The 13,853-nt window shown below is 44.3% G+C and carries 10 protein-coding genes and 1 rRNA gene; 2 read left to right on the forward strand and 9 right to left on the reverse strand.

Annotated elements, in window-relative coordinates:
• The 9 genes from BHE18_RS02065 to dnaA form a co-directional block, all read right to left on the reverse strand.
• A 16S ribosomal RNA gene (locus BHE18_RS02065) occupies positions 1–199 on the reverse strand; the annotation flags it as partial.
• 343 nt (positions 200–542) lie between these two features.
• Positions 543–1,655 carry an HD-GYP domain-containing protein gene (locus BHE18_RS02070; RefSeq protein ID WP_071617047.1) on the reverse strand — a complete coding sequence of 371 codons (1,113 nt, stop codon included), beginning with the start codon at positions 1,653–1,655 and terminating at the stop codon, positions 543–545.
• Between the two features lie 379 nt (positions 1,656–2,034).
• Positions 2,035–4,584, reverse strand: a complete 2,550-nt coding sequence (gyrA, locus tag BHE18_RS02075) for a DNA gyrase subunit A (protein WP_071617048.1) — start codon at positions 4,582–4,584, stop codon at positions 2,035–2,037.
• 467 nt (positions 4,585–5,051) lie between these two features.
• Positions 5,052–6,974 (reverse strand): DNA topoisomerase (ATP-hydrolyzing) subunit B, encoded by a 1,923-nt coding sequence (gyrB, locus tag BHE18_RS02080; RefSeq protein ID WP_071617088.1) that lies wholly within the window; start codon positions 6,972–6,974, stop codon positions 5,052–5,054.
• Positions 6,975–7,021: 47 nt separating this feature from the next.
• Positions 7,022–7,276, reverse strand: coding sequence for an extracellular matrix regulator RemB (remB, locus tag BHE18_RS02085; protein ID WP_071617049.1), 255 nt, complete (start codon positions 7,274–7,276; stop codon positions 7,022–7,024).
• 9 nt (positions 7,277–7,285) lie between these two features.
• Positions 7,286–8,404 (reverse strand): DNA replication/repair protein RecF, encoded by a 1,119-nt coding sequence (gene recF / locus BHE18_RS02090; RefSeq protein WP_071617050.1) that lies wholly within the window; start codon positions 8,402–8,404, stop codon positions 7,286–7,288.
• A gap of 17 nt (positions 8,405–8,421) precedes the next feature.
• Entirely contained in the window at positions 8,422–8,640 is a 219-nt protein-coding gene (gene yaaA / locus BHE18_RS02095) for a S4 domain-containing protein YaaA (RefSeq protein WP_032087141.1), read from the reverse strand.
• A gap of 135 nt (positions 8,641–8,775) precedes the next feature.
• Positions 8,776–9,912 (reverse strand): DNA polymerase III subunit beta, encoded by a 1,137-nt coding sequence (gene dnaN / locus BHE18_RS02100; protein WP_071617051.1) that lies wholly within the window; start codon positions 9,910–9,912, stop codon positions 8,776–8,778.
• Positions 9,913–10,412: 500 nt separating this feature from the next.
• Positions 10,413–11,756 (reverse strand): chromosomal replication initiator protein DnaA, encoded by a 1,344-nt coding sequence (dnaA, locus tag BHE18_RS02105; protein ID WP_032087139.1) that lies wholly within the window; start codon positions 11,754–11,756, stop codon positions 10,413–10,415.
• 1,159 nt (positions 11,757–12,915) lie between these two features.
• On the opposite strand from dnaA, the gene rpmH reads away from it, so the two are divergent.
• Positions 12,916–13,050, forward strand: a complete 135-nt coding sequence (gene rpmH / locus BHE18_RS02110) for a 50S ribosomal protein L34 (RefSeq protein WP_071617052.1) — start codon at positions 12,916–12,918, stop codon at positions 13,048–13,050.
• A gap of 273 nt (positions 13,051–13,323) precedes the next feature.
• Positions 13,324–13,695, forward strand: a complete 372-nt coding sequence (rnpA, locus tag BHE18_RS02115) for a ribonuclease P protein component (RefSeq protein ID WP_071617053.1) — start codon at positions 13,324–13,326, stop codon at positions 13,693–13,695.
• Positions 13,696–13,853 lie beyond the last annotated feature (158 nt).

Below are 13,853 nucleotides of genomic sequence, written 5' to 3' on the forward strand. Positions count from 1 at the left end.
TCCTCATGCGAGGAACTGAGTTATCCGGTATTAGCCCCGGTTTCCCGGAGTTATCCCAGTCTTACAGGCAGGTTACCCACGTGTTACTCACCCGTCCGCCGCTGATCTCAGGGAGCAAGCTCCCTGAGATCCGCTCGACTTGCATGTATTAGGCACGCCGCCAGCGTTCGTCCTGAGCCAGGATCAAACTCTCCGATAAAAGTTTGAATAGCTCTTTTTGCAACGATTAAATCGTTGCAGTAAATCTAGAATTAACGTTGACGTAATTGTCTTGTTTTGTTCAGTTTTCAAGGTTCAATTTGTTGCTCGCGCTCCGTTTGAAGCGACTTTATTAATATACCATCTTGTCCGTATTCCGTCAACACTTTTTTATTATTTCGCAAAAACATTTTTTAACGAATCAATATGTAATGTTTTTCTCTTTCGGACAACAAATAATAGTATACATGCCTTTAAGCAGTTTAGCAAGGTTTTTTAAAAGAAAATAACCCGGGGAAATTCCGGCCCTTCCCGGGTTATGGAATCACCATACTTACAAAGTCTTAACCCAATACTTCCGTAATATAAATATCTTTACTCTGCGAGAGATCGAGCAGCTCTTCGCTGTCGTTCAGTTTCACTATCGGCTTCGTGTAGATATTGGCTTTTGTATAGACTACTTCCCCGTAATCCCCCGTTGATAGTCTTACGGCTGTTCCGATATCCAGGTCACCAACTAACTGCATGAGGGCATTGACTACTTTTATATCAAATTTACCGAACAGATCTTTTCTGATCATATCCAGTACCTTGAAGACGGGCTGCCGGTTTCGATAGATCCTCTCTGATGTCATGGCATGGAATACATCGGCGATTCCGATGATCTGGGAATACAAGTGGATGCGGTCACTCTTTTCCGAAGTGGGATAGCCTGTTCCATCAAAGCGCTCATGATGCTGGAAGATTGCAAGTTTCGCTTCCGGCTTCAATAGAGGGGAATCCTTGACCATCTTATACCCGTTTGCAGTATGAAGCTTGATTTCTTGGAATTCACTTTCAGTAAGGGGCTTCTCTTTTTTTAAGATCGTTGATGATACCTTAGCCATCCCGCAGTCAGCGAGTACTCCCGCGAGCGCCAGCTGATTGACCTGGCCGCTGTTAAGGCCTGCTTTCTTTCCGAGCATTGAACTCAGGATACTGACTGCAATGGGATGATGATAGATATAGTCTTTTTTCGTAGAGTACTGATTCAATGAATAGAGCAGGAATTTATTTTGTTCAATCGTTTTAATGAGGGGAAGTGTGATTTCCCTCATTTTCGCTATATTGATAGGCATCCCTGATTGCCAATTCGTGAATTCTTTTTTGAATTCCCCGACGCTTTCCAAATAGGTATTGATGAAGCCTTTATCCCTGACTGCTTCAGACAAGCTCGCTCCTGCAGACTGATCTGTGTCTGAAGCATCAGCCTGGGATGGCAATTGATTTGACCTGTGATGCCGGCCTTCCGCTTTGGTTTTTTCAATCTCTATTTCAGTGATATTGAATGCCCGGAGGACTTTGATATGCCGTTCTGTTAATACTGTATTTTTGGGAATGATAGGGGTTGATGTCATTCCCATGACCTCTTTTTCCAGAATACAGCCCGCTTCCACTTCGTTCCGATGTACTTTCATGTTATTGCACCTCGAATCATCCTTTTCTATATAGGTTTATTTTACCAAATATTATTGTGGTTGGCTGGTTTTTTTATGTTTTCCGTGCAAGACTTCGCTTTCGGCGGGTGACCTGTGAGCCTCCTGTCTTTTTCCAAGAAAGGAACTGTCCAGCTTCAGGGTTAGAGGGCACATGGCATAAGCCAACCGACCAAGAAGGCAAAGAGCGCCTTCCAGCCAAATTAGTATTATGCCACACGCCTCTTAGCAAAGCCCTTAGCTTTTCTAATAGAAGTATGCCTCTTGCACTCCAATCAACCGCTGGATTCACCTGCAAATAATTGAAAATAAAAAGCTATCTCAAAGGATATTAATTCCTTGGGAGATAGCTTTTTGTTGTTTATTCTTCTGAATCGTCGGTTGATTCGTCAGTGTCTTCTTGATTGCCTTCAGCTGGTTCATTGCTTTCAGCCGTCTCTGCGTCTTCGGATGTTTCGACAGGGGCTTCCGTTTCTTCATCTTCTTCTTTTTCTACTTTTGCTACGGTAGAAACGAATTCACTTTCCTGAAGACGGATCAGTTTCACACCTTGAGTGTTACGGCCGGTTGTCGAGATATCATTTACGTCCATTCGGATGAGAACTCCGTGGGCAGTGATGATCATGAGGTCTTCTTCCCCTGTTACGGCTTTAACCGAAACAAGTTCCCCGTTCCGCTCCGTTACGTTACACGTTTTAAGTCCTTTACCGCCCCGGGTTTGAATTCTGTATTCACTTGCCGGTGTACGCTTACCATATCCGTTTACGGTAACGACGAGCACGTCATTTTTCTCTTCCAGGATTTCCATTCCTACGACGATATCATCATCGGATAGGTTGATTCCTCTAACGCCGGTCGCCGTTCGTCCCATTGAACGCACATCTGTTTCAGGGAAACGGATCAGCATACCTTTTTTCGTACCGATGATCATATCTTTTTCACCGTCAGTAAGTTTGACCGAGATCAATTCATCATTCTCTCTCAAATTGATCGCAATAAGTCCGTTTGTACGGATATTCGCAAAATCAGAGACAGGTGTACGTTTGGATACTCCATGTTTTGTCGTGAAGAATAGATACCAGTCATCAACGAACTCTTCTACTCGAATCATCGCATTGATCCACTCATCTTTTTCTACACCGAGCATATTGATGATCGGCAGTCCTTTTGCCGTACGGCTGAATTCAGGAATTTCATATCCTTTTGCACGATATGCTTTCCCTTTATTCGTAAAGAACAGAATCGTATCATGTGTCGATGTTGTCAGAAGATGTTCGACAAAGTCATCTCCCGTTGTACCCATTCCCTGGATTCCGCGTCCGCCGCGTTTTTGACTGCGGTAAGTGGAGACAGGAAGACGTTTGATATAGCCGTTATGAGTAAGGGAAACCACAATGTTTTCACGTGGAATCAAATCTTCATCTTCTATGTTTTCAATTCCGCCTGCGACAATTTCAGATCTTCTTTCATCGTTGAAGCGCTCTTTGATTTCCAGAAGCTCTTCACGGATGATTTCAAGAACCTTTTCGTCGTCTGCTAAAATGGCTTTCAGTTCTGTAATAATCTTCATTAATTCCTGGTATTCTTCTTCGATCTTCTCGCGCTCTAAACCTGTCAAACGCTGAAGACGCATATCAAGGATCGCTTGCGCTTGTTTTTCAGATAGAGAGAATTGCTCCATCAGTCCTTGTTTCGCAAGTTCCGTCGTTTGAGAACCGCGGATCAGGGCGATGATTTGATCAATATGATCAAGTGCAATACGCAGCCCTTCCAGGATATGCGCTCTCGCTTCCGCTTTACGCAATTCGAATTCAGTTCTGCGGCGGATGACCACGCGTTGATGCTGGAGGTACTCATATAAACATTCTTTCAGATTCAACACTTTCGGCTGACCGTTAACGAGGGCCAGCAGGTTGATCCCGAAGCTTGTTTGCAGGGCTGTCTGCTTGTAAAGATTGTTCAGGAGCACATTGGCATTGGCGTCTTTTCTGACTTCAATGACAATACGCATACCGTTACGATCTGATTCATCACGAAGATCCGTGATGCCGTCGATCTTCTTATCGCGGACGAGATCCGCTATTTTTTCAATCAGCTTTGCTTTGTTCACTTGATATGGAATTTGGTGAACGATGATTGTTTCTTTTCCGTTGCTCTTCTGTTCAATCTCTACACGGGCACGCATCGTAATGGACCCTTTACCTGTTTCATAAGCTCGGCGGATTCCGCTTCTGCCCACAATCAAGCCGGCAGTTGGGAAGTCCGGGCCATGGATGTATTCCGTCAATTCCTGGATGGTGATGTCAGGGTCTTTACTTAATGCAAGGATCCCGTCAACCACTTCACCAAGGTTATGAGGCGGAATATTCGTCGCCATCCCTACAGCGATACCTGACGATCCGTTCACCAGAAGGTTGGGGAAACGGGCCGGCAGTACTTCCGGTTCGCGTTCGCTGCCATCATAGTTATCTTTGTAGTCGATTGTGTCTTTATTGATATCACGGATCAGTTCCATGGATATCTTGGACATGCGTGCTTCTGTGTAACGCATCGCTGCCGCAGCATCTCCGTCGACAGAACCGAAGTTTCCGTGGCCGTCGACAAGCATGTAGCGATAGTTGAAATCCTGCGCCATACGCACCATCGTGTCATATACCGCTGAGTCACCATGGGGGTGATACTTACCGATAACTTCACCGACGATACGGGCAGATTTCTTGTATGCTTTGTCCGCTGTCATTCCCAGGTCGTTCATCGCGTATAAAATACGGCGATGGACCGGCTTCAATCCGTCACGGGCATCGGGAAGGGCACGGGAAACGATGACGCTCATCGCATAATCCAGGAATGAGGTGCGCATCTCATTGCTTATATTAATCTCTTTAACATTTGATTTTGGTGTTTCTGCCATAGTATAAGGGACCTCCTTTTAAAGAAAGATTTGGACCTTTCTCTTTGTTATCCTTGTCCGCTATGTAAAAGACAGGATAGATTGATGTGTCTATCCTGCTTTATTAGGTGTTCTGTTAAAACTGGACCGTTGATTTCCGTTACAGGCGTTCGCTTTCCGCGGGGCGGGCGGTGAGCCTCCTCGGCGCATTGCGCCTGTGGGTAAGAAAGGCGGAGGGGCTTTGCCCAGAGGCGGGTGGCATAAGGCGAATTGGCCACGAAGGCGTTTCTTGCCTTCTTGGTCAATTTGACTTATGACATGTGCCTCTAAGCCCCGGAGCCGGACAAGTCTCACCTGTCCCGCACATCCCGCAGGAGTCGAACGCCTTCCACTCCAATCAACTAGTAGTTAAGTCAAAAAAATAACTTCTCACCTTACCTTCCGGATGACATATGTCGCACTCGAAAGGTCATAGGTATAAAACCAAATTAAATATCCAAGTTCTTAACGTAAGCAGCATTCTCTTCAATAAAGTTACGTCTAGGTTCTACTTTGTCACCCATGAGGATTTCAAAGGTTTCATCGGCTTCGATGGCGTCCTGCAGACTTACTTGAAGCAGCGTTCTTGATTCAGGGTCCATTGTGGTTTCCCATAACTGCTCAGGGTTCATTTCCCCTAGACCTTTGTAACGCTGTATTCCAGGTTTAGGTGTAGGTGAAATTTCTGCCAGGATGCGATCAAGTTCTTTATCGTTGTAGGCATATTCAATTTTCTTGCCCTGCTGAATCTTGTACAACGGCGGCTGGGCGATATAGATGAATCCAGCTTCGATGATTTTTCTCATATAACGATAGAAGAACGTCAACAATAGTGTACGGATATGGGCGCCGTCGACGTCGGCATCGGTCATGATGACGATTTTATGATATCTCGCCTTTGAAAGATCGAAATCTTCCCCGATTCCCGTACCGAGAGCCGTGATAATTGCCCGGACCTCATTATTGGAAAGGATTTTATCCAGACGGGCCTTTTCAACATTGATGATTTTACCGCGCAGCGGCAGGATCGCCTGAAAGTGACGGTCACGGCCCTGCTTGGCAGATCCGCCGGCTGAGTCACCCTCAACCACATAAATTTCACTGATGCTTGGATCTTTCGAAGAACAATCCGCCAATTTACCCGGCAGGCTCGAAATCTCGAGCGCACTCTTACGGCGTGTAAGCTCCCTGGCTTTCTTCGCAGCCATACGGGCACGTGCGGCCATAAGTCCTTTTTCCACTACTTTTCTGGCTACGACCGGATTTTCCAAAAGGAACGTTTCCAGATGTTCTGAAAACAGGGAATCCGTGATCGTTCTTGCTTCTGAGTTACCGAGTTTTGTTTTCGTCTGTCCTTCAAACTGAGGATCCGGATGTTTAATCGAGATGATGGCAGTCAGTCCTTCACGGACATCTTCACCCGAAAGATTCGCATCGCTCTCTTTGAACACATGGTTCTTGCGGGCATAATCATTAATAACCCTTGTCAATGCCGTTTTAAATCCGGACTCATGGGTTCCGCCTTCATGAGTATGAATATTGTTGGCGAAAGAATAAAGATTGCTTGCAAATCCATCATTATACTGAAGCGCGATTTCAACGGTAATATCGTCTTTTTCACCTTCAATGAAGATCGGTTCTTCATGGATGACTTCTTTTGAGCGGTTTAAATGTTCTACGTACGACTTAATACCGCCTTCATAATGATAATCTCTTCTTTTTCCTTCTCCGCGCTTATCTTCAATACTGATTTGGATTCCCTTGTTTAAGAAAGCCAGTTCACGAACACGATTTGCCAGCGTATCATAGTCGTATTCTGTCGTTTCAGTGAAAATTTCAGGGTCTGGAGTGAAGTGGATGACGGTTCCGGTCTTGTCTGTTTCACCGATGATCTTAAGATCGAAGCTAGGGACACCTTTTTCAAATTTTTGATAGTGGATTTTCCCATCTCGGTGCACATATACTTCAAGTTCCGTAGAAAGGGCATTAACAACCGAGGCACCTACACCATGCAGACCTCCGGATACTTTGTATCCGCCGCCGCCGAATTTACCGCCTGCGTGAAGGACGGTCATGATGACCTCTACCGCTGGACGACCCATCTTCTCGTGAATCCCGACCGGAATTCCGCGTCCATTATCCGTTACCGTGATGCTGTTATCTTCTTCAATGACGATTTCGATTTCATCGCAATGGCCTGCAAGGGCTTCATCGATACTGTTATCGACGATTTCCCATACCAAGTGATGCAGACCTCTTCCGCTAGTCGATCCGATGTACATTCCTGGTCGTTTACGTACGGCTTCCAATCCTTCTAAAACCTGAATCTGATTTTCATCATAGGATTGACCTTGTGCTTGTTTTTGTTCCATAGCCATGCCGATTCACCTACACTTTCTAACCTTTCGGGCTTGTATTTCTATAATAAATTCTCATAGTTTGAGTATTTCTTTGATCGTTTCTTAAGCGTGCTGGATGCCAGCGGGGAAAGATACAATTGATTTTTCGTGATAACGAGAGATTTATATGAACCCTTTGCAAGATTCCAAAGGTGATTATCTTTATTTTTTAAAAAGAGCTGTAATTCTTCTGAAAACTGTACGGTGTCCCGATCGATGATTGCGATGATATCATCGGTCCGGACCATGACATCTTCTCCGACATGAATGTACAATGCAGCACCTCATTTCAGTCTTTTCATAGTTCCCGCTTCCACTTCGAACTGTGCCGCCTCGTTAAGCGTCTGATGGTCGATCCCGTCAACATTTGTGGTCGTGACAAAGGTCTGCACCTTGCCTTGTATGGTGTTGAGCAAATGGGACTGACGGTAATCATCGAGCTCCGACAGCACATCATCCAAAAGAAGGATGGGATATTCTTTTATTTCAGAATGGATGAGTTCGATTTCTGCCAGTTTCACAGAAAGGGCCGTTGTCCGCTGCTGTCCCTGGGATCCGAATGTCTGGACGTCGCGTCCGTTCACGATGAATTGCAGGTCATCACGGTGCGGGCCTGCCAGGGTGACGCCGCGATCGATTTCCCGCTCGCGTATCCCTTCGAATTTCCGTTCGTATACCTCTACCATTTTTGACCATTCTTGATCATCTGATACATCCAAAGACGGTTTATAAAGGATTTCCAGCGTTTCGAGGTTCCTTGAGATCCCTGAATGGATCGGCTTTGCCCAACTTTCGAGCAGCTGGACGAATTCAAACCGCTTCTTGACGATCTTGACGGCGACTTCGATGAATTGTTCCGTCAGGACCTCCAGCATCGTCTGATCGGTCTGTTTCCTCGTCTGCAGCAGTTTCAGGTAATGGTTCCGCTGTTGTAATATTTTTTGATATAGGCTGATATCATGTAAATAAACAGGCGAAACCTGCCCGATTTCCATATCAACAAAACGACGCCTAACTTGAGGGCTCCCTTTTACCAAATGGAGATCTTCAGGCGCAAACATGACAACATTCATATTACCGACATATTGACTCAGCTTCTGCTGTTCAAGGTGGTTGCACTTTGCTTTCTTGCCCTTTTTTGACAGGACAAGTTCCAAAGGCAGCGGGCCGTTATATTTTTGAATCCTACCTTTTATTTTAGCATATTCCTCGTCCCAGCGGATTAAATCTTTATCATTCGACGTCCGGTGGGATTTCGCCATCGCAAGCACATAGATGGACTCCATGATATTCGTCTTCCCCTGGGCATTCTCCCCGAGGATGACATTCACCTTGTTCTCGAAATCCACTTCGATCGACTCGTAGTTCCGATAATTTTTCAGTTCCAATTGTTCAATAAACATGGACATAACATCCTTTTTTATTCTGCGGCAACCACAAAAACCCCTACTTCCGGAATCTCGACTTTATCGCCGACCGCAAGCTTCCTTCCTCTTCTCTGGTCCTGTTCGCCATTTATGTATACCTCGTATTCACTCAAAAACCATTTCGCCATGCCTCCGGATTGAATCACATCGGCAAGTTTCAGAAACTGCCCGAGCGTGATGATCTCCGTTGAAATCGTGACTTCTTTCTCCACTAAAATCACTACTTTCCGTATAAAGTCTCTAATATCTTATTTTACTCTAAATCTCCTTAAGTCACAACTAACGAAAGAAGGAGAAGGATGGAAAAGAAAAAAGCCGACGCCATTCGGCATCAGCTTTGAAATTGATTAATACGTTCTTACAGGAAGAATCAATTGAAGGATGGAATCATCATGAAGCGGTTTTAGGACAAAAGGTCTCATCGCTCCCGTGAAATTCACATAGATCTCGGTTCCTTCGATCGCTTTCAGTGCATCCATCATGTATTTCGCACTGAAGGAAATCTTCAGTTCTTCCCCTTCGACAGATTGACTTTGAACCTGTTCGATGACTTTCCCGATTTCCGGGGTATTGGAGGAAATTTCGATCATGCCGGCATCCAGGGTGGAAAGCTTCACGACATTATTGCGTCCTTCCCTTGCCAAGAGCGATGCACGGTCGATCGCCTGCAGGAATTCCTTCGTCGTAAGTGTCAGTTCCGTCTTTGTATCGGACGGGATCAAACGGCTTGTATCAGGGTAATTCCCTTCAAGCAGTCTTGAGAAGAATAAGAGATGTTTCGCTTTGAACAGCACCTGGTTTTCAGTAATGACGATTTCAACCGGCTCGTCCGTGTCATCAAGGATCTTGTTCAGCTCATTCAAGCTCTTACCCGGGATGACAATGTTATAAGACGCATCATGGTTCGTTTCGATCGGAGCCTTTCTCATTGCCAGCCTGTGACTATCTGTTGCAATACAGCTCAGTTCGCCGTTTTCGATCTGACAGTTTACACCTGTCAAGATGGGGCGTGTTTCTGAGGTGGACACTGCGAAAACAGTCTGTCTGATCATCGTTTTTAAAAGGTCTGTGGAAACCTTGATTCCATTGCCCTCTTCAATCTGAGGCAGATGCGGATATTCTTCAGGATCCAATCCATTCAGATTGAATTCAGCTTTTCCGGAACGGATGACCGTCTGGAAGTGATTTAAGACTTCGATTTCAACTGTGTCTTTAGGCAGCTTCTTTACGATTTCACTAAAAAACTTTGCCTGAAGGACGATTCCGCCGGTTTCCTGGATTTCTACAATCTCTGAACCATCTTCTTCAGCGGGGATGAAGGATTCAATGGAAATATCGGAGTCGCTTCCTGTCAGGGTAACACCGTCTTCGGTAGCAATGATTTTAATTCCTGTAAGGATCGGGATCGTGGTTCTGGACGTTACGGCTTTCATGACATCTTGAACGCTTTGAACAAGATCGTCCCTCTGAATAACAAATTTCATGATTATTTCCTCCAATTTGCACATAATTTTTTGGACTGAATCATATATTAATAATTTATTTAAAAAAAGTAATAGTACTAGTAGGGCCTGTTGATATGTGGATAAGTGTGTGAATTGAACGGAAACACAGCCTATCCACATGTGGATAGACTGTGTGCTAGTTGGTCTCGGTTATCAACAGTATTCAGTTATTAGTTGAATCTATCATTTAAAATTATTAAGAAAAAATCTCTTTGAATACCGCAGTTGATTTCCGTGCAGGACTTCGCTTTCCGCGGGCGAGCGGTGAGCCTCCTCGGCTTCGCCTGCGGGGTCTCACTAGCTTCGCTTTTCCCGCAGGAGTCTTCGTCCTGCACTCCAATCAACTGCTGGAACTAGTCATATCCTTGATTGACTCTTAAGGAATCTATTGCTTCTCAGCCATTTAATATATAGTAAATGGCTTCTGATCAGCAGTTTAATAAACGAGCAACTTTCCACCAGCCATCTATTACTCTTTTTTACTTAAGAGAATCCCTGATATCTTTCAGCTGCTGCTGGAGGAGGGCGTCTGCTCCGAGCAGGGTGCTGATTTTTTCGTGGGCGTGGATGACGGTTGTGTGATCGCGGCCGCCGAATTCTTCGCCGATTTTAGGCAGGGAGGAATCTGTCATTTCCCTGGATAGATACATGGCGATTTGACGCGGGAATGCGATGGATTTCGTCCGTTTCTTTGCTTTGAAATCCTCGATCTTCACATTGAAATGCTCGCCGACTACGCGCTGGATCTCCTGGATCGTGATGGCCTTCGGCTTTGAACTAGGAATGATATCCTTCAATGCCTCCGCCGCGAGATCTGCGTTGATGTCTTTATTGATAAGCGATGAGTAGGCAACGACCCTGATCAGGGCGCCTTCAAGCTCACGGATGTTCGTGTCGATTTGATTGGCAATATAAAGCATGGCTTCGTTCGGGATATCCAGGCCTTCCGCTTTCGCCTTCTTCCTTAAAATCGCGATTCTCGTTTCCAGATCAGGTGGAGTGATATCGGTGATAAGGCCCCATTCAAAGCGGGAACGCAGGCGGTCCTCAAGTGTCGGGATCTCTTTAGGAGGCCGGTCACTAGAGATAACGATCTGCTTGCTTTCTTCATGCAGTGTATTGAATGTATGGAAAAATTCTTCTTGTGTCTGTTCTTTCCCGGCCAAGAATTGAATATCGTCAATTAACAGCACATCGACGCTCCGGTATTTGTTGCGGAAATCGACCGCTTTGTTGTCACGTATGGAGTTGATGAACTCATTCGTGAACTTTTCGGAAGATAAATAGACCACTTTCGCAGCAGGATTATGTTCGAGTACATAATGACCGATCGCATGCATCAAGTGAGTCTTTCCCAGGCCGACTCCCCCGTAAATGAATAAAGGGTTGTAGGCTTTTGCAGGTGCTTCCGCCACTGCCAATGACGCAGCATGGGCGAAGCGGTTCCCTGAGCCGATGACAAACGTATCGAATGTATATTTGGGATTCAGCATGTTCTGGTTCAGATCATACTGATCATCGTCTTTTGACGCCTTTTTCGGCGGGACTGGAATATCAAATTCTTCCGGCTCCTGATTTTGGGGAATAATGAATTTGACGACCAGTTCTTCACCAGTTATGTCATACAGCACTCCTGAGATTAACTGAGAATAACGGCCTTCAAGCCAATCTCTCGCAAACTCGTTCGGAGCTGTAATCACAAGAGTATCCCCTTGGATGGAGTGAGCCTTAGTCGATTTCAGCCATGTGTCGAAGCTTGGCTTACTGATTTTTTTTTCGATATTTTCCAAGGCTTTGCTCCAAAGATCCCCGATATTCTCCAAACCTGATCCCTCCTTTTCTTTATCTTTGTCCGGCAGAAACGCCAGCTTTTTATGCGTGTACAACCTCTGTATAACTTGTAAACGATGAAAATCTCGTCATCTTATAAAAATACAATGTACTGAATGTGGAGAATATATATAATAAGGAAAGAAAATGGTTAGTCGACAATATCCACCACTTGTGGACAAGGTTTTACAAACCATCTGAATAAGTTACCCACATGATATCCACATTTTGTGGATAAGTAAATTTCGTAATTGCAGTTATCAAGAGTGAAAACACAATAATCATATCAAAATATCCTTAGGGGTGCAATGGTTTTTAAATTTTATCCACAACCCCCGCCAACTGTGGAATAGAATTGTCCACAAGGAGTTAACTTGTGAAAAACCTGTCAATACCTGCTGTGGATAAATAAAAATCATGTCGAAATCTATCCACAGGGTGATTTTTTGAGAGTTGGGAGAAATTTGTATAGGGAATTAAGAGGGGAAAAGTTTTATTGAGGACTTCTAAATACCGCTTATGATTTCCGTGCAAGACTCCGCTTTCCGCGGGTAGCCCGTGAGCCTCCTCGTCACTCCGTTCCTGCGGGGTCTCACATTAGCTACTCTTCCCGCAGGAGTCTTCGTCTTACACTCCAATCAACGCTGGATCCACTAGAAATATAGACACCACTTATCCCCGCAGTAAAAAATTTATCCGTCTACATTAATAAGTTAAATTTCTATATTAGAAAAGATATAATTCATCTATATATAAGAAATAGAAAAACATTTCCCGCTGACTACTGGTGATTTTTATTAGTACTTATATGAAAAAGACAGAGTGGATTGGAGCGGAAGGCATTTGACTCCGACGGGAGATAGAGGAAAGGTCGAGACCCCGCAGGCTTGCCGAGGAGGCTCGACTTCCTCCCCGCGGAAAGCAAATGCCTGCAGTGCAAAGAAACGGTCGGCGATCAAGTTGGCACGGTGTTTAAACGTCTAATTCTAAATGTATTTATTCTTTTAGAAGAAAGACAAACAAAATAATTAGTAAATTATAGATACCCAAAAATAAAATGATATGAGTGTTGACTTTTTATGGTTGTCGTCTTTATAATAGTGGAGAATGTCTTTAACTTATGAAGATGAACCCTTCAGGGAGGTGCAATAGATGAAAAGAACGTTTCAACCAAATAGACGTAAAAGAAGTAAAGTACACGGTTTCCGTGCGCGTATGAGCTCTAAAAACGGACGCAGAGTATTAGCTCGCCGCCGTGCTAAAGGAAGAAAAGTATTATCTGCTTAGACCACTGAACTGACTCAGTGGTCTTTTTTTCTAGTAAACGGACAAAAATGATTAAGATCTTCTATTAAATGAAAGACTTAATGAAAGGCTATTTCCTAAAAGGTTGCTTCTTTTCGTAAATAGGCTTGCAGCCCGAATATAGCTTATGGACGTGCTATTTTCGAAATACGGACGGACAAGCCGAAAATACCAAAGTTCCGGTATTTTCGTGTGTGCAAAGCAACAAAGTATGCGAAAAGAGCCTAATGAAAAACAAAAAAACAGGTGTGGGTTATGAGGAAAGAACAGCGAGTTAAGAAAAACAAAGAATTTCAAGAGATATTTAAAAAAGGGACATCTTTTGCAAACAGGCAATTTGTTCTTTATTCCTTAAAACAGGATGAAGCCCAGCCTTTCCGGATCGGGATTTCCGTGAGCAAGAAAATTGGGAATGCTGTATGCCGGAACAGAATTAAGCGGTACATCAGGCAGGCTTTCTTAGAGTTGCGTGAAGACGTTCAAGATAACCACGATTATTTGATCATCGCCAGAAAACCGGCGGCCGACATGGATTTTCATGAAGTGAAAAGCAGCATCACGCATGTTTTAAAGCGTGGAAAAGTACTGAAAAAGTCTAGTAATGGCAAAAATGATAGGAAAAAGTAAAAAAGTATTTACTATTTAGACAAGTTTCAGCATCACAAGCCTTTGAAAAGATGTTACAATACGAGGGATTGTACTTTTTAAGAAACGGTTGGGGGAATCGTGTCCCCGGCTGCTTTAGAGAAGGCTGTTTTCTGATAGATTGCACTTGTTCTTGCACC

The organism is Rossellomorea aquimaris (assembly GCF_001877785.1).
GTDB classification, from domain to species: domain Bacteria; phylum Bacillota; class Bacilli; order Bacillales; family Bacillaceae_B; genus Rossellomorea; species Rossellomorea aquimaris_A.